Source organism: Streptacidiphilus monticola, assembly GCF_042658505.1.
GTDB lineage: Bacteria > Actinomycetota > Actinomycetes > Streptomycetales > Streptomycetaceae > Streptacidiphilus > Streptacidiphilus monticola.
In genome coordinates this window covers 37,736-53,453 of record NZ_JBHSQJ010000014.1, presented here as the reverse complement: position 1 = coordinate 53,453, position 15,718 = coordinate 37,736, and the positions used below count along the sequence as shown (strand labels likewise).

Below are 15,718 nucleotides of genomic sequence, written 5' to 3'. Positions count from 1 at the left end.
GACCGATACGCTGCGAGCACAACTGGACACACAACCGCATACGGCAGAGGCAAGCCCCTCCGCGCACCCCCCGGGTGCTGGCGGACGGGGCCATTTCGGCGTTCCCGCGCGACCGCGCGGAACGCCGCCCAGCCCTGTCGATTTGTCGACATCGGATGGACGGGAGGCTGCATTGAGGCTCTACCTGGCCGTGGCGCGCGGAAGCTTCCGCCGCTACGCCACCTACCGCGTGGCGACCTTCGCCCGCGTCTTCACCAACAGCGTCTTCGGCCTGATCATCGCCTACACCTACCTCGCCCTCTGGCACGTCCGCCCGCACCTGGGCGGCTACACCCTGTCCGAGGCCCTCACCTACGCCTGGATCGGGCAGTCGCTGCTCGCCGCGGTCTCCATCTACGGCTCCGGCTCCCTGGAGGACCTGGAGGCGCGGATCCACTCCGGGGACGTCGCCGTCGACCTCTACCGCCCGGCGGACCTGCAGGCCTGGTGGCTCGGCAGCGACCTGGGCCGCTTCGGCTACCAGGCGCTGGCCAACGGCGTCCTCCCGCTGCTGGTCGGCGGGCTGCTCTTCCCGCTGCGGCTGCCGCAGGGCACGCCCGCGCAGACCGCGCTCGGCTGGGCGGCCTTCGCGCTGTCCGTGCTGCTCGCCGCGATCGTCAGCTTCGCGCTGCGCTACCTGGTCGCGCTCACCGGCTTCTGGATCGTAGACGTGCGCGGGGTGCAGATGGTGTACACCCTGTGCTGCGCCTTCTTCTCCGGCTTCTTCCTCCCGGTCGCGCTCTTCCCGCCGGCCCTGCAGACGCTCGCCCACGCACTGCCGTGGATCGCCGTGTTCCAGGTGCCCGCCGACGTCCTGCTGCAGCGCTACGACGCGGCCGGACTCGCGGCCGCGCTCGGCACCCAGCTCGGCTGGGCCGTCCTCGTCCTCGCCCTGGGCCGGCTGGTGCAGGCCCGGGCCACCAGGAAGGTGGTGCTGCAAGGTGGCTGACGCCCTGTCACCGCGGCGGCCGCACCCGCTGGGGGCCTACGCCCTGATCGTGCGGATGTGGATCCGGTCCGCCATGGCGTACCCGACCGCGTTCTGGATCACCTTCACCGGGAACGCGCTCGCGTCCTTCATGGACTTCGTCGTCATCGTGATCATGTTCGGGCACACGCACCTGCTCGGCGGCTGGACCATGCCGCAGGTCGCCTTCCTCTACGGGACCTCCGGGGTCACCCTGGGCCTGGCCGACCTGCTGATCGGATCGATGGACCAGCTCGGGCAGCGGGTGCGCGAGGGCTCCGTCGACACCGTCCTGGTCCGGCCAGTCTCCGCCTTCGTGCAGGTCGCCGCCGACCGCTTCGCGCTGCGCCGGCTCGGGCGGGTCACCCAGTCGGGACTGGTGCTGGTCTGGGCGCTGCTCCGGCTGCACCTGGACTGGACGCCGGGCCGGGTGCTGGTGCTGGCCGGGATGCTGCTGTGCGGGACGGTCATCTTCGGCTCGGTCTTCGTGGCGGGAGCGGCCTTCCAGTTCGTCGCCGCCGACGCCGCCGAGGTGCAGAACTCCCTGACCTACGGCGGCGCCACCCTGCTGCAGTACCCGCCCACCGTCTTCGCCCGCGACCTTGTCCTCGGCACCGTCTACGGGGTGCCGCTGGCCTTCGTCAACTGGCTGCCCGCGCTCTACGTGCTCGGCGTGCCCGATCCGGTCGGGGTGCCCGGCTGGCTCCGGTTCGCCTCGCCCCTGGCGGCGCTGCTCTGCGCCGCCGCGGCCGGACTCGCCTGGCGGGCCGGCATCCGCTCCTACCGCAGCACCGGAAGTTGAGGAGTACCGCCATGCTGATCGAGGTCGAGAACGTCACCAAGTCCTTCAGCGTGCGCCGCCGCAGCGGGCGCCTGCGCCGCGAGCGGACGACCGTGCACGCCGTCGAGGGGCTCACCTTCTCCGTGGACGCCGGGGAGGTCGTCGGCTACATCGGGCCGAACGGGGCCGGGAAGTCCACCACCATCAAGATGCTCACCGGCATCCTCGTGCCCAGCTCCGGGCGGCTGCGGGTGGCGGGGGCCGATCCGACCCGGGAACGGGTGAGGCTGGCCCAGCGGATGGGCGTGGTGTTCGGCCAGCGCACCACGCTCTGGTGGGACCTTCCGCTGCGCGACTCCTACGAGCTGGCCCGTCGCATCTACCGCATCCCGGACCGGCGTTACCGGGCCAACCTCGACCACTGCGTCGAACTGCTGGAACTGGCACCGCTGTTGGACACGCCCGTGCGCCAACTCTCGCTGGGGCAGCGGATGCGCGGGGACATCGCCGCCGCGCTGCTGCACGACCCGGAGGTGCTCTACCTGGACGAGCCGACGATCGGCCTCGACGTGGTCAGCAAGAACCGGGTCCGCGCGTTCCTCGCCGAGATCAACGCCGAGCGGGGCACCACCGTACTGCTGACCACCCACGACCTGACCGACATCGAGCGGCTCTGCTCCCGGGTCATGGTGATCGACCACGGCCGGGTGGTCTACGACGGCGGCCTCGCCGGACTGCACGAACTCGGGCGCAGCGAACGGACTCTGGTCGTCGACCTGGCCCGTCCCGCCCCGGCCCTGGACCTGCCCGGCGCGCGCACCGTCCGGGTCGAGGGCACCCGGCAGTGGCTGTCCTTCCCGGCCGGGGAGAGCGCCGCCCCGCTGGTCGCCATGCTGGCCGGACGGCACGAACTGCTGGACCTGTCGGTGCGGGAACCCGACATCGAGGAGGTGATCGCCCGCATGTACGGGGAGGCCCGGCACGGAGCGGGCGCGAACCGGTAGGGTCCTGGGGTCCTCGAACTGATGATGCACCGTCAGTTTCGAGTGGTTGACCCTGCCTAGACCCAAGGTGTCCCAGATGTCCTCCCCGCCGAACAATCCGTACGCCGCCCCGTACCCGCCGCAGGCGCCGCAGCCGGTGCCCCAGCCGGTGTCCGGGAACCCGTACGCCCAGCCGGCCCCGGGTAATCCCTATGCCCAGCCGCAGCCCCAGCCGTACGGCCAGCCCCAGCCCTACGCCCAACCCCAGCCCTACGGACAGCCGGTCGCGGACAACGCGTTCGCGAAGGCCCCGCAGGCCCCGCTGCCCCCGCAGGCGCCCCCGCAGGGCGCCGGCTGGGGGCAGCCGGTCCCGCCCCCGCCGCCCGCGCCGCAGGACCAGTTCCCCCCGCAGTACCCGCAGTTCCAGCAGCAGCCGCAGTTCGCGGGCGCGCCGCCGGAGCCCAACGGTGTCAACTGCCGCTTCTGCGGCGCCTATCCGGCGGTGGACACCACCGTGCGGGCGCACCGCGGCATGATCGTCATCATGCAGTGGCGCCACCTGCGCGGCCCCTTCTGCCGCACCTGCGGCATCGCCAGCGTCCGCCGGCTCACGGCGGACACGCTGTGGCAGGGCTGGTGGGGCTACGGCTCCGCCATCATCACGCCCTTCATCCTGCTGCGGAACCTCTTCGCCTACAACAAGATCAAGAAGTTGCCGGCCCCCGCGCCCGGCCAGCCCGGCCAGCAGATGGACCCGGGCCAGCCGCTGCTGCGCCGTCCGGCGGCCCTCGGCTTCCTCATCCCGATCGCGGCGCTGGTCGTCCTCATCGCGGCCATCGCCCTCTCGGCGGCGGCGAGCGCCTCCAGCCCGCAGTACGCCAAGGCGGGCGACTGCGTGGTCAACCAGGGCACGACGGACAACCCCGATGTGAAGAAGACCGCCTGCGGCCCGGACACCTACAAGGTGCTGGCCAAGGTCGACGGCTACGACAACCAGAAGGCCTGCCCGAGCGCCGCCGAGGAGACCTACTCCGAGAGCGAGGGCGGCTCGGACTACACCCTCTGCCTCGCCCCCTTCCAGGGCTGACCACCCGCTGACGCGGAGTCAGACCCGCACCAGATGGACCACGGCCGAGGACCAGTCGCCCCACGGGAGCGGCAGGTCCAGGCCGTGCTCCAGCAGCACCGCGCCCGGACGCACCTCCCCGGTGCGGGCGTCGCGGTAGTCGGCGTCGCGGTACAGCCCGCGCAGCGGCAGCGGCGGCGTGGGCAGGCCGAACGGCGCCTGCCGGCGCCAGCCGAGGACGACCGCCTCCGCGCCGCCGGGCGTGACGTACTGGACCGCCGTCAGCCCGTCCAGGCGCGGCGGGCGCAGCCGGTGCAGCTCGCCGTGCTGGACGACGTGGCGGAACGACTTGTACTCGGCGACGAGTTCGGCGGCCTCCTTGAGCTCCTCGGGGCTCCAGTCGGTCAGCCGGCCGCCCAAGGCCAGGACGCCCGCCATCGCGCTGTGGAAGCGGAAGCGCAGCGGAACGCTGCGGCCGGTCTGGTGGTTGGGCACGTCGGTGACCCAGGCCGCCATGGTCCGGGCCGGGTACAGGTGGCTGTAGCCGTGCTGGATCGTCAGCCGGTCCGAGGCGTCCGTGTTGTCGGAGATCCAGGCCTGGTCCGTGCGGGCCAGCACCGCGAGGTCCACCCGGCCGCCGCCCCCGCTGCACGCCTCGACGCGCAGCTGCGGGTGGTCGGCGCGCAGCCGGTCGAGGACCGAGTGGTAGCCGCGGACGTGGCCGAGCAGCAGCCGGTCCTGGTCGCCGTGCGGCGCGTCCGGCCAACCGGCCTCGCTGAACGGGCGGTTGAAGTCCCACTTGAGGTAGTCGATGCCGTGCCGGGCGACTAGCCGGGTCAGCCACCCGTAGGCCCAGTCCACGACGTCGGGCCGGGCGAAGTTGAGCACCAGCTGGTTGCGCAGCTCGGTGCGGCGGCGGTGCGGGAAGTGCAGCACCCAGTCGGGGTGGGTCCGGTAGAGGTCGCTGTCCGGGTTGACCATCTCCGGCTCCACCCAGAGACCGAACTTCATGCCCAGCCGGTGCACCTCGTCCACGAGCGGCTGCAGGCCGTCGGGGAACGCGCCCGGGAAGGGCGTCCAGTCGCCCAGCCCCGAGCGGTCGTCGCGGCGCGAGCCGAACCAGCCGTCGTCCATGACGAACAGCTCGACGCCCACCGAGGCCGCCAGCGCGGCCAGTCGGCGCTGCCCGTCCTCGGTGACGTCGAAGTAGGTGGCCTCCCACGAGTTGTAGAGGACGGGCCGGGTCTCGTCGGGGTGCGGCAGCACGTGGGCGCGGATGTGCCGGTGCCAGGCCCGGGACGCGCCGCCGAAGCCCTCGGCGGAGTAGAGCCCGAGGACGGAGGGGGTGGTGTGGCGCTCGCCGGGCTGCAGGGTGAGCACGGCCGCGCCGTCCTGCCCCGTTCCGGCGGTCACGCCGACACCGCCCTCCGCGCCGCGCTGCACGGTCAGCCGCCAACTTCCGCTCCAGGCCAGGGCGGTGGACCACACCTGGCCCGCCGTCTCGGTGGCGTCGCCGGCGTCGAGCAGCACCCAGGGCTGCGCCCGGTGCCCGGTGGCCCCGGTGCGGCTGCCGAGCACGGTCTCGCCGACGGGGACCTCGTGCCGCTGCAGCTGCGTCTCGGCGGCCCAGAGGCCGGCGGCATGCGTCATCCGGTAGCTCTCGCGAGCGGGCAGCGACCAGGCCCCGGAGTCGGCGCGGAGGACGGTGACGGCTTCGGTGGCGCTGTCGTTGCGCAGCTCGGTCCAGCGCTCGACGGCGTCGGTGTCCGGGTGGACCCGGTAGCCGAGGGTGATCCGGAAGGGGTAGTGCGGGTCGGTGAAGTGGAGCAGCAGCGTGCCGGGTTCCGGCTGCTCGGCCGCGGGTTCGGCCACCGCCCACTCCAGCGCGCGGGTGCCGTCGGCGAAGCGGACCTGGAGCGAGGGGACGCCGTAGCGGTCCGCGCCGTCCACGGGCAGTTCCTCGCCGGTGAAGGGGGAGCGGCCCTCGAACCCCGTGCGGGACGGAACGGCGGCGACGGGCAGCGCCGCGACCTGAGGGAGCGTCAGCGGGCCGCCCCAGTGGACGTGCCGGGGTGTGCCGTCGGGGTCGATGCGCAGGGCGTAGGCCGAGTTCGGCGTGCGCAGCAGCCACGTCCGCATGGTGGGGTCGTGGCTGACGGCGGGCGCGGGCGGCGTCGGGCGACGATCCATGCGGGGCACTCCTGGGCGGCGGCTGCGCGGTGGCTTCTGTGGACTTCTGTCGGTCTGTGGCGGTAGATCGTGGCGAGCCTAGTTGCCTTCCCGTGCCGCGGGAAGACGGGTCTCAGCCGGTGATCCGCACCGGAGGGACCGGGGACCGCGGGGAGCGGCGCGGTGCCGTGGCGCCCGAATCCAGCGTCCCCGTACCCGGGCGTGACGCGGCGGCACGGGCGGCGTCGGGGTGCGTTGGGGGCACGGGCGGTGCCGACGGCTCACCGGGCGGCCGTCAGCGCCGCCAGCAGGCGGTCCACGGTGGCCAGGGTCGTCGAGGCGTGGGCGCTCGCGCGGAACTGGTCCGGGCGGGCCGTCAACGTGAGGCCGTGGTCGCGCAGCGAGGCCGTCACGGCGGCCGGATCGAGGCCCGGCATCGCGAAGGCGACGATGCCCGCCCGCTCGTGCGGCGCCTCGGGGGAGAGGACGACGCCGCCCGCCGCGCGCACGGTGTCGGCGATCTCCGCCGTCCGCTGGGCGATGTGCGCGGCGATGCGGGGCACGCCCGCCCGGAGCACCAGTTCCAGTGCCTCCGCGAAGGCTCCGGCCGTCACCGGGCTGAGGTTGGTGACGGAGAAGCGCTGCGCGCCCTCCGCCGCCGGATGGACGGCTCCGTCGAAGAGGCCGGCGTCCTGGACGCCGGTCCAGCCGGTCAGCACCGGCTCCAGCCGCTCCAGCGCCTCGGCCGACGCGTACAGGAAACCCGTGGACCACCCGGCCCGCAGCCACTTCTGACCGCCCGTCACCACCACGTCCGCGGCCGTCCAGGCGTTCTCGGTGACGCCCATGCCCTGGATCGCGTCCACCACCAGCAGCCGGTCCGGGCCCAGCACCTCCCGCAGCGCGGCGAGATCGGCGCGGAAGCCGGTGCGGTAGTCCACCGCCGAGACGGACAGCGCCACCACCTCCGGGGTCAGCGCGGCGCGGACCAGGTCGGGGGTGATCCTGCCCTCGGGGTCCGGGCGCAGCGGCACGGCGCGTGCCCGCCCGAGCGCGGCGCTGCGCTCCCAGGGGTAGAGGTTGGCCGGGAACTCCCGTTCGGGGACCAGCACCAGACCGTCCGGCAGGCCGAGTGCCGCGTGGAACAGACCCAGGCTGGCGTTGGGCAGCAGGATGACGTGGTCGAGCGTGGCGGCCCGCGCCGGGTCGAGGCCGATCAGCCGCGCGGCTGCCTGACGGGCCCTCAGTTCCTGGTCCATCAGCCGGTCCACGGTGTCCGGCCCGGCGTGCGCGGCGTGCCCCAGCAGCCGGTGGGTGAACTCGACGACGTCCGCGGACGGCGGCCCGAAGCGGGGGAAGTCCAGATAGCCCTCGGGCTCGACGAAGTGCTCCGCGTACTGGGACAGGCCCCCCGTGGCCGGGGGAGTGGAGGACGTGGACACGCCTGCTGTTCCGCCTCTCGGTGATCGTCCGGTAGTGCAGTAGGACTGATAAGACTGGGAGCGTGGACACCGTGGACACAGTGGAACCGAGTACGGACGATACGGCAGCCCTGTCGCCCGCCATGCGCTACACCGCCGCCGACGAGGCGAAACAGCGCGGGGTGCGGCGGATGAAGCTGGTCGCCACCGGCTTCCTGGTGGGGGCGACCGTGCTCTACGTGCTGAGCACCTGGGCCGTCCGCTCGCATGCCGGCTCCTGGGCCGGCTACGTCCAGGCGGCGGCGGAGGCCGGCATGGTCGGCGGGCTGGCGGACTGGTTCGCCGTCACCGCGCTGTTCAAGCGTCCGCTGGGGCTGCCGATCCCGCACACCGCGATCCTCCCGACCAAGAAGGACCAGTTCGGCCGCAGCCTCGGCCACTTCGTCGGCGAGAACTTCCTGTCCGTGGAGGTGGTCCGGGCCCGGCTCGGCGCGCTCGGCGCGGCCCGGCGGCTCGGCGAGTGGCTCTCCGCGCCCGGCAGTGCGGAGCGGGTGACCCGGGAGGCCGCCGCAGCCCTCCGCGGCGCGCTGGCGGTGCTGCGCGACGAGGACGTCCAGGCCGTCGTCGGTGAGGCGGTCACCCGCCGCGCGCAGGCGCAGCCGGTCGCCCAGCCGGTCGGCGCGCTGCTGGAGCGGATCGTGGCCGAGGGCGGCCACAAGGGCGTGGTGGACCTGCTGGTGAACCGGGCACACGACTGGCTGGTGGAGCGGCGCGAGCAGGTGATCTCCACGATCAGCTCCGAAGCCCCCGGCTGGACGCCGAAGTTCATCGACCGTCAGGTGGGCGTCCAGGGCTACAAGGAGCTGCTGCGCTTCGTCACCCATGTGCGCGACGACCCCGAGCACCCCGCGCGCGGCGCGGTGGACAGCTTCCTGGCCGACTTCGCGCAGGAGCTGCAGTCCGACGCGGCGACGATCGCGCGCATCGACCGCGCCAAGGCCCAGCTGCTGGCGCGGCCCGAGGTGCAGGACCTGATCGCCTCGGCGTGGAACGCGGTCCGCGGCATGATCCTGGCGGCCGCCGACGACGAGGACAGCCAGCTGCGCCGCCGCATCCGCGACGGCGTCGCCAACTTCGGTGCGCGGCTGGCCCGTGACGCCAGGCTGCAGGCCAAGCTGGACGGCTGGCTGCAGGACGCCGCCGAGCACGTCATCGACACCTACCGCGGCGAGATCACCTCGCTGATCACCGACACCGTGGCGAGCTGGGACGCGGCGGACGCCTCCCGCAAGATCGAGGCGAACGTCGGCCGCGACCTCCAGTTCATCCGCATCAACGGCACGGTGGTCGGCGCGATCGCGGGCGTGCTCATCCACACGCTGACCGCCGTGGTCTGACGGCGGGTCAGGACGGACGGTTCTTCGTCTCGCGGCGGTAGCGCGCCCAGATGCTCCCGTTGTCGCGGTTGTAGCTGACCGGGTCGTCGGAGTCCCACCGGTGCCAGTGGTAGCCGTCGGCACGGGTGGGCTCCTGCGGGCGGTCGGCCAGCCAGAGGGAGCCGCCGTAGCGGACCGGCTCCACGTCCGCGTCGTAGTACGGCTTGAGCGAGAGATCGCCGCCCACCAGGCGGTGGAAGAGCTGGACCGGGTTCTCCGTGAAGTAGCGCCGGTGGATGGCCAGATGGGCCCGGTCGGGCCGGTCGGTCAGCGAGACCAGCGCGAAGAGGCGCGGGTCGCCGGCGACCTGGATGCGGCCGCTGGTGCCGTGCTCACCGAGCCAGGACGGCGGTTCGACGTCCCACAGTTCGCCCAGTCCCCGTCCCGTCGCGGGGTCGAGCAGCAGCAGGCTCTGTGCGGTCTGCTTCCACTCGCTCCAGAAGGGCCACTGGATGGTGTCCCGGCGCCACTTGCCGCGCTTGTACGGGTACTCCTGCCAGGGGAACCGGCCCAGCAGCAACTCGGCCGCCTGCTCCCGCTCGGCCCGCAGCCAGGCCTGGAACTTCTCGCTGCCCCGGAACATCGAGGCCCGTTCCCGCTCTTCTTCGACCATGCCCCGATCCTCTCAGCCGAGTGCCGCGGTGATGCTGCTGGCCGGGGCCGGTGCGGCGGGCTCCTCGAAGGAGAGGTCGATCGCGAGGGCGGCGACCATGGGGCCGAACTCGCCGGTGTGGGCGAGGAAGGGGGTGGCCAGTTCGATCGCGGCCAGCACGCTGCCGTCGTCGTTCGGCACCAGTGCCTCGATCAGGGCGACCGGGGCCGTCGCGTCCTCGGGCTGCTCGGGGGCGCCGGGCAGCTGCGGTGCGGGCAGGTCGAGCACGGCCTCGCGGAAGAGGATCCAGCGGCCGTTGACGTCGGCGATGTCGACCTCGCCCTCCCAGTCGTCCCCGGCCATCCGTTCGACGAACTCGCCGAGCAGCTTGCGCGGGTCGCCCTGGCCTCCGGTCCGGTGGGCGGACAGGACCAGCGTGGAGGTGAGCAACTCGCCGTCCGCGGCCGAGACATGGCGGCCCAGGCCGCAGTAGGCGGCGTTGCGCTGGGACAGGTCCGTCAGCAGCTGGAGGAGGGAGCCCAGCACCGGCGCCACGCTGGGCTGGAGTTCGGCGGGGGCCAGCTCGGTGATCAGGCCGTAGGCGAGGTCCAGCGTCGGCTCGATGTCGTGCAGGGGCAGGGCCGCGTAGCCGTCGGGGACGACCGTCCACAGCGGGACGGCCTCGCCCGGCTCCTCGGTGGGGGCGGCGAGCAGGTCGGCGATGCGGCTCACGAGGTGGCCTCCTTGACGTCCTTGTAGACGTGGCTGAGCGCGCCCTTGGTCTTCCAGACCACCCCGGCGCCCCACTGCATGGCGTCCACGGCCCCGGCGCCGACCTTGGGCGCCAGGCTGGGCAGGTTCAGCGTGGTGACCAGCTTCTGCATGTTGGGGTTCTTGGCGAGCTGCTTGGCCATGAAGCCGCCGTCCTTGACGGCCAGCTTGGCGGCGTCGTAGGCGCGCATGCCGACCGAGGCCGCCTCCTCGCCCGCACGCAGGCCCTTCACCGCGGCCACGCCGGTCTTGCCCAGCGCGCCGACGCCCGGCACGACCGAGAGCACGTCGCCCACGCCCGTCATCGCCGCGCCCAGCGACTCCTTGTTGAAGTGGCCGTGCAGCAGCTCACTGATGCCGTGCCGGAACTTGGGGTTGGCGGCGTCCACCGCGAGCGCGCCCGCGCCCGCTACCAAGGCGACCGCGCCCGCGATGACGTCGATCGGGGGCGGCGTGATCAGTGCCAGCAGGCCGGCCACGGCCGAGATGGTGGAGAGCACCGAGTGGATGGCGTCCAGGTGGTTCTTCACCCAGTCGCCCACCGCCTTCGCCGCGGACTTGATGTCGTTCCACATCCGGCTGAACAGACCGGGCTTGTGCGGGGCCAGGTCATGGGCCGCGTGCTCGATGGCCTGGGCGGCGCGGCGGGCCACCGCCTCGTGCTCGGACTGGAGTTCACGCGCGCGCCGCATGATCGACTCGAGCCGGCCGTTGGCGTCGTTCAGCGCGCTGCTGGCGGTGTCGACACCCTGGACGGCGGCGTCCAGCCGGTTCTGGGCGCTCTGCAGCTCGGCGTCGGTGTCGAAGTGACGCCCCGCCAGCTGCAGGTCAGGGTTGGCCTGCGCCTGCTCCAGCTGGATCTGCGCCTGCTGCTGCGACTGCTGCGCCTCGGCCGCCTCGGTGTCCAGCTGCGCGGCGGAAGTGCGGTGCGAGACCAGGGTGCTGTACCAGCCCTGGAGGATGTTCAGTGCGTCCTCGAGCGAGGTCTGCGCGGTGGAGAGACGTTTCGTCAACTCCTGGTCCACGTGCGAGCGGAAGGCGTCCCCGGCCGCGCCCTGCCAGATCTCGCTGCCGGACTGCTCGACCTGGGTGAGCAGCCCGCCCGCCTCCTTGAGGGTGGCGGTGGCCTGCTGCAGCGTCGCGTTGACGGCGGAGACGTCGTCGGGACGGCCCGGCACCGGGTTGAAGCCCAGGTGCGGGTAGTCGACCAGTCCCGTCTCGGCCGTTGGGGCGCTCACAGCGACCTCCCCAGCGGGTCGAGGACGCCGGTGCGCACCTGGTTCAGGTTGTCCGACAGCCCCTGCTCCAGCTGGTGGTAGGCGTCGAACGCGGTCTGCACACCCTCCGAGGTGTTGTGCAGGCCCTCCTTGAGCTGGCCCAGCCCGTAGGCCCAGGTGCCCTGGAAGTCGTGGACGGCGCGGTCGAGTTCGGGCGTCCCGATCTGCCCGTCACGGGCGGCGCCCATCTGCTTGAGCGCGGTCTCCATCTGCTCGCCCGCCTGGGTCAGCGCCTGCGCCATCCGGTGCAGCACGTCGAGTTCGACGCGGTAAAAGTCGGCCATCCGGAACGATCCCTCCCCGTGGCACTGCTTCGTCCGTGGTCTGACAGAACGTCGCACCGAACCTACCCCATGAGCCGTGAGAGGCTTTGAGGGACCGTGGGGGAGAACGAAGGAGAGAGTGCCACCGTGTCGGACCTGTCGGGCTTCATCGCGGGACTGCCCAAGGCGGAACTGCACGTCCACCACGTCGGATCGGCCTCGCCGGCGGTCGTCGCCGGACTGGCCGCGCGCCACGAGGGACAGACGGCGGTGCCGGCCGATCCGGCAGAGCTGGCCCGGTACTTCGAGTTCACCGACTTCGCGCACTTCATCGACGTCTACCTGTCCGTGGTGGACCTGATCCGCGACGCCACGGACGTGCGCGCGCTCACCTACGGCGTGGCCGAGGACATGGCCGCGCAGAACATCCGTTACGCGGAGCTGACGGTCACCCCCTACAGCTCGGTGCGCCGCGGTATCCCGGGCGAGGCCTTCATGGAGGCCATCGAGGACGCCCGGGTCGCCGCCGAGCGCGACCTCGGCGTGGTGCTGCGCTGGTGCTTCGATATCCCCGGGGAAGCGGGCCTGGAGTCGGCGGAGGTCACCGAGCGCCTGGCGCTGGACCTGCGCCCGGACGGCCTGGTCAGCTTCGGCCTCGGCGGCCCGGAGATCGGCGTGCCGCGCCCGCAGTTCCAGCCCTACTTCGACCGGGCGCGGGCGGCCGGACTGCACAGCGTCCCCCACGCCGGGGAGAGCACCGGCCCGCAGACGGTCTGGGACGCGATCCGCGTGCTGGGCGCGGAGCGCATCGGCCACGGCACCCAGTCGGTCAAGGACCCGGCGCTGGTGGAGTACCTGGGCGAACACGGGATCGCCCTGGAGGTCTGCCCGACCTCCAACATCGCGACGCGGGTGGTCGAGCGGATCGAGGAGCACCCGATCCGTCGGATGGTCGACGCGGGACTGACGGTGACGGTCAACTCTGACGACCCGCCGATGTTCGGCACCACGCTCAACCGCGAGTACGAAGTTGCGGCGCAGCTGCTGGACCTGGACGAGTCCGGCGTCGCGGAGCTGGCCCGGCAGGCGGTGCGGTCCTCGTTCCTGGAGGACGGCGGCAAGGCGAAGCTCCTGGCCGAGATCGACGCCTACGCGGCGGGCACGGCGGCCGGATGATGCAGCGGGCCCTGGGCGAGCCCGTCCGCGCGGGGGTGCCGGAGCACGGCCGGATGCCCCGCTACTACCTGGCGAAGACCCAACTCCTGGAGCTGCTTGACGAGTTGGGCGAGGGGGCGGTCATCCCCACCGAGCGCGACCTGGCCGAGCGGTACGGCGTGGCCCGGGAGACGCTGCGGCTGGCCCTGCGGGAGCTGCTGCTGGAGGGCCGGCTGCGGCGCCAGGGCCGGGGCACGGTGGTGGCCGGCCCCAAGCTGGTGCAGCCGCTGTCGCTGGCCAGCTACACGGAGGGCGTGCGCCGCCAGGGCCTCACCCCCGGCCGCCGGCTGATCGGACTGGACCGCTTCGCCGCCTCACCGGGCGTGGCGGAGGAGCTGGCCATCGAAGTCGGCGACGGCGTCTGGCACATGGAGCGCGTACTGCTCGCCGACGAGGAGCGGGTGGGCCTGGAGAGCACGTACGTGCCGGTGGCCCGCCTGCCCCGGCTCGCGGAGGACTTCGACCCCGAGGGGTCCTTCTACGCGTACGCGCGGGAGGTGGGCGGGATCGCCTCCGGCGGCGGCGAGGAGCGGATCGAGACCGTGCTGGCCACGCCGCGGGAGGCGCTGCTCGTCGGGACACCGCCGGCGTTGCCCATGTTGCTGCTGCACCGCAGGAGTTGGGACCACGCCCAGGTCCCCTTCGAACGGGTGCGGACGCTGTACCGCGGCGACCGCTTCAGCTTCACGACGGCGCTGAGCCCCTGAGCGGCCCGAGCATCCCCCGCCCTTCGGGCGGGAGGTGCCCCCATCGCGAGCAGCACACCACTCGGGGAGGTTCGGCCTGCAATCACGGACGGACCCCCGCGGGTGGTGGGCCGGTCGCGTATAGATCCGAGCGACCGCTTCAGCTTCACGACGGCGCTGAGCCCCTGAGCGGCCCGAGCATCCCCCGCCCTTCGGGCGGGAGGTGCCCCCATCGCGAGCAGCACACCACTCGGGGAGGTTCGGCCTGCAATCACGGACGGACCCCCGCGGGTGGTGGGCCGGTCGCGTAGATCCGAGCGCACCCGGAGGGGAGTGTAACGAAAAGATAACGGGTCTAGGCCAAATGCCGTTGGTCGTTCATGGTGGGTTCACCGGAGGGGCGTCGTCCTGACACCCCGGCGATCGAAGGTCGAGGGCGTGAAGGTCATCGTCGTAGGAGCAGGGGCGCTCGGAACCATGCATGCCTGGCATGCCGTCCGGCGCGGGCACGAAGTCGTGCATCTGGAGCGGGAGCCGGAGGCGCGGGGCGCCTCCGTCCGGAACTTCGGGCTGGTGTGGGTGGGCGGGCGGTCCGTGGGGCCGGACCTGGACACCGCGCTGAGGGCACGTCAGCTGTGGGGTGAGATCGCCGCCGAGGTGCCGGGGCTCGGGTTCCGGGCCAGTGGCTCGCTCACCGTCGTGCGGACCGAGGCCGAGTGGGCCGTCGCCGCCGAGGCCGTCGCGCGGCCGGACGCCGCCGTCCGGGGCTGGGAGCTACTGGACGAGGCCGGAACGCGCAAGGCGAACCCGCTCCTGCGCGGTCCGCTGCTCGGCGCGCTGTGGTCGCCGCACGACGCGCAGGTGGACCCGCGGGGTGCCCAGCGCGCGCTGCAGGCGCACCTGACGGCGTCCGGGCGGTACACCCTGCTCACCGGTCGCGAGGTGCGGGAGGTCGTCGGGGAGAACGCCGTCCGGGACGACCACGGCGAGGCGCACGTGGGGGACGTCGTCTTCCTCTGCACCGGGGCCTGGCTGGGCGGCCTGGTACGGGAGTTGGCGCCGCGCCTGCCGGTGCGCCGGGTGCGGCTGCAGATGATGCAGACCGATCCGATCGGCGAGCACCTGCCCACCTCGGTCGCGGACGGCGACAGCTTCCGGTACTACCCGGCCTACCAGGGCCCGGCCCTGGACGCGCTCAACGCGGCGCAGCCGCAGCACGAGACCGCGTCCGCGCACCGGATGCAGCTGCTGCTCGTGCAGCGCGGCGACGGCTCGCTGACGATCGGCGACACGCACGAGTACGACCAGCCCTTCGCCTTCGACACGGTGGACGAGCCCTACGCCTATCTCCAGGCCCTGGTCGAGGAGTTGCTGGGCCGGCCGGTCACGGTGCGGCGCCGCTGGGCCGGGGTGTACGCGCAGTGCCTGGACCCCGGGGCCGTCCTGCACCGGGAGCGGGTCCGCGAGGGTGTGTGGCTGGTGACGGGACCGGGCGGGCGCGGCATGACCGGGTCGCCCGCGATGGCGGAGAAGACGATCGAGGAGGCAGGACTCTGATGGGGACTCAACCCACCCGCGCCGTCAAGCTCGTGGTGCTGGACATGGCCGGGACGACGGTGTCCGACGGCGGCCTGGTGGAGAGCGCCTTCGAGGCCGCGGCGGCGCAGCTGGGCGTGGACCCGGCGAGCGAGCGCCACGCGGCCATGCTGGCCGACGTGCGGGCGACGATGGGCGAGAGCAAGATCTCCGTCTTCCGCCGCCTGTTCGGTGACGAGGAGTCGGCCCAGCGGGCCAACCGCGCCTTCGAGGCGGCGTACGACCGACTCGTGGGGGAGGGCCGGTGCCGGCCGATCCCCGGCGCGGCGGAGGCGATCGCCACGCTGCGGGAGAAGGGCGTGGCGGTCGTGCTCACGACCGGCTTCGCCAAGGCCACCCAGCAGCGCATCCTCGCCGCGCTCGGCTGGGAGGACCTGCCGGACCTGGCCCTCGCTCCCTCGGACGCCGGCCGCGGGCGTCCCCACCCCGACCTGGCGCTGGCGGCGCTGCTGCGGA

General features: G+C 73.0%; 14 protein-coding genes and 1 pseudogene (1 of these 15 only partly in view). 9 read left to right on the top strand and 6 right to left on the bottom strand.

Translation table 11 applies throughout. The features are described 5' to 3' along the window. Nucleotides 1-172 precede the first annotated feature (172 nt). The 4 genes from ACFP3V_RS05200 to ACFP3V_RS05185 all read left to right on the top strand — a co-directional run bounded on the left by ACFP3V_RS05200 (nucleotide 173) and on the right by ACFP3V_RS05185 (nucleotide 3,857). Entirely contained in the window at nucleotides 173-988 is an 816-nt protein-coding gene (locus ACFP3V_RS05200; RefSeq protein WP_380580195.1) for an ABC transporter permease, read from the top strand. Between the two features lie 55 nt (nucleotides 989-1,043). Next, a complete protein-coding gene (locus tag ACFP3V_RS05195) occupies nucleotides 1,044-1,808 on the top strand; it encodes an ABC transporter permease (RefSeq protein ID WP_380580258.1) in 765 nt (254 codons plus the stop codon). An 11-nt stretch (nucleotides 1,809-1,819) separates the two neighbouring features. Next, nucleotides 1,820-2,791: an ABC transporter ATP-binding protein gene (locus tag ACFP3V_RS05190; protein ID WP_380580193.1), complete on the top strand. Its 972-nt coding sequence runs from the start codon at nucleotides 1,820-1,822 to the stop codon at nucleotides 2,789-2,791. A 76-nt stretch (nucleotides 2,792-2,867) separates the two neighbouring features. Beyond that, nucleotides 2,868-3,857: an LppU/SCO3897 family protein gene (locus ACFP3V_RS05185; protein WP_380580191.1), complete on the top strand. Its 990-nt coding sequence runs from the start codon at nucleotides 2,868-2,870 to the stop codon at nucleotides 3,855-3,857. Between the two features lie 18 nt (nucleotides 3,858-3,875). Here ACFP3V_RS05185 and ACFP3V_RS05180 read toward each other — a convergent pair whose 3' ends face one another. After that, complete coding sequence (locus ACFP3V_RS05180) at nucleotides 3,876-6,026, bottom strand: alpha-galactosidase (protein WP_380580189.1); 2,151 nt, start codon at nucleotides 6,024-6,026, stop codon at nucleotides 3,876-3,878. A gap of 260 nt (nucleotides 6,027-6,286) precedes the next feature. Continuing rightward, nucleotides 6,287-7,447 carry an aminotransferase class V-fold PLP-dependent enzyme gene (locus ACFP3V_RS05175; protein WP_380580187.1) on the bottom strand — a complete coding sequence of 387 codons (1,161 nt, stop codon included), beginning with the start codon at nucleotides 7,445-7,447 and terminating at the stop codon, nucleotides 6,287-6,289. 122 nt (nucleotides 7,448-7,569) lie between these two features. On the opposite strand from ACFP3V_RS05175, the gene ACFP3V_RS05170 reads away from it, so the two are divergent. Beyond that, nucleotides 7,570-8,823 carry a DUF445 domain-containing protein gene (locus ACFP3V_RS05170; RefSeq protein WP_380580256.1) on the top strand — a complete coding sequence of 418 codons (1,254 nt, stop codon included), beginning with the start codon at nucleotides 7,570-7,572 and terminating at the stop codon, nucleotides 8,821-8,823. A 7-nt stretch (nucleotides 8,824-8,830) separates the two neighbouring features. Here the strand turns inward: ACFP3V_RS05170 and ACFP3V_RS05165 are convergent, their stop codons facing one another. The 4 genes from ACFP3V_RS05165 to ACFP3V_RS05150 are packed head-to-tail and all read right to left on the bottom strand — an operon-like array spanning nucleotide 8,831 to nucleotide 11,786. Next, the gene (locus ACFP3V_RS05165; RefSeq protein ID WP_380580185.1) at nucleotides 8,831-9,475 is read right to left on the bottom strand and encodes a hypothetical protein; all 645 of its coding nucleotides are present in this window, start codon (nucleotides 9,473-9,475) and stop codon (nucleotides 8,831-8,833) included. Between the two features lie 12 nt (nucleotides 9,476-9,487). Continuing rightward, a complete protein-coding gene (locus ACFP3V_RS05160) occupies nucleotides 9,488-10,186 on the bottom strand; it encodes a hypothetical protein (protein WP_380580183.1) in 699 nt (232 codons plus the stop codon). Continuing rightward, entirely contained in the window at nucleotides 10,183-11,463 is a 1,281-nt protein-coding gene (locus tag ACFP3V_RS05155) for a hypothetical protein (protein ID WP_380580181.1), read from the bottom strand. The genes ACFP3V_RS05160 and ACFP3V_RS05155 overlap by 4 nt, the downstream gene beginning before the upstream one ends. Beyond that, the gene (locus ACFP3V_RS05150; protein ID WP_380580179.1) at nucleotides 11,460-11,786 is read right to left on the bottom strand and encodes a hypothetical protein; all 327 of its coding nucleotides are present in this window, start codon (nucleotides 11,784-11,786) and stop codon (nucleotides 11,460-11,462) included. Before ACFP3V_RS05150 ends, ACFP3V_RS05155 begins: the two co-directional genes overlap by 4 nt. Before the next feature lie 126 nt (nucleotides 11,787-11,912). On the opposite strand from ACFP3V_RS05150, the gene ACFP3V_RS05145 reads away from it, so the two are divergent. From ACFP3V_RS05145 to ACFP3V_RS05130, 4 genes and pseudogenes are all read left to right on the top strand, one after another. Further along, nucleotides 11,913-12,941, top strand: a complete 1,029-nt coding sequence (locus ACFP3V_RS05145; RefSeq protein ID WP_380580177.1) for an adenosine deaminase — start codon at nucleotides 11,913-11,915, stop codon at nucleotides 12,939-12,941. Then, nucleotides 12,938-13,687 carry a GntR family transcriptional regulator gene (locus ACFP3V_RS05140; protein WP_380580175.1) on the top strand — a complete coding sequence of 250 codons (750 nt, stop codon included), beginning with the start codon at nucleotides 12,938-12,940 and terminating at the stop codon, nucleotides 13,685-13,687. The genes ACFP3V_RS05145 and ACFP3V_RS05140 overlap by 4 nt, the downstream gene beginning before the upstream one ends. A 417-nt stretch (nucleotides 13,688-14,104) precedes the next feature. Continuing rightward, complete coding sequence (locus tag ACFP3V_RS05135) at nucleotides 14,105-15,223, top strand: TIGR03364 family FAD-dependent oxidoreductase (RefSeq protein WP_380580173.1); 1,119 nt, start codon at nucleotides 14,105-14,107, stop codon at nucleotides 15,221-15,223. After that, nucleotides 15,223-15,718, top strand: a pseudogene (locus ACFP3V_RS05130) (phosphonatase-like hydrolase) (it continues 207 nt past the right edge of the window). The gene ACFP3V_RS05135 and the pseudogene ACFP3V_RS05130 overlap by 1 nt, the downstream one beginning before the upstream one ends.

Bases quoted from the DNA above. Each gene is read 5' to 3' on its own strand.
- ACFP3V_RS05150 (WP_380580179.1), bottom strand. From the start codon at position 11,786: ATGGCCGACTTTTACCGCGTCGAACTCGACGTGCTGCACCGGATGGCG.
- ACFP3V_RS05140 (WP_380580175.1), top strand. From the start codon at position 12,938: ATGATGCAGCGGGCCCTGGGCGAGCCCGTCCGCGCGGGGGTGCCGGAG.
- ACFP3V_RS05165 (WP_380580185.1), bottom strand. From the start codon at position 9,475: ATGGTCGAAGAAGAGCGGGAACGGGCCTCGATGTTCCGGGGCAGCGAG.
- ACFP3V_RS05180 (WP_380580189.1), bottom strand. From the start codon at position 6,026: ATGGATCGTCGCCCGACGCCGCCCGCGCCCGCCGTCAGCCACGACCCC.
- ACFP3V_RS05190 (WP_380580193.1), top strand. From the start codon at position 1,820: ATGCTGATCGAGGTCGAGAACGTCACCAAGTCCTTCAGCGTGCGCCGC.
- ACFP3V_RS05185 (WP_380580191.1), top strand. From the start codon at position 2,868: ATGTCCTCCCCGCCGAACAATCCGTACGCCGCCCCGTACCCGCCGCAG.
- ACFP3V_RS05170 (WP_380580256.1), top strand. From the start codon at position 7,570: ATGCGCTACACCGCCGCCGACGAGGCGAAACAGCGCGGGGTGCGGCGG.
- ACFP3V_RS05195 (WP_380580258.1), top strand. From the start codon at position 1,044: ATGTGGATCCGGTCCGCCATGGCGTACCCGACCGCGTTCTGGATCACC.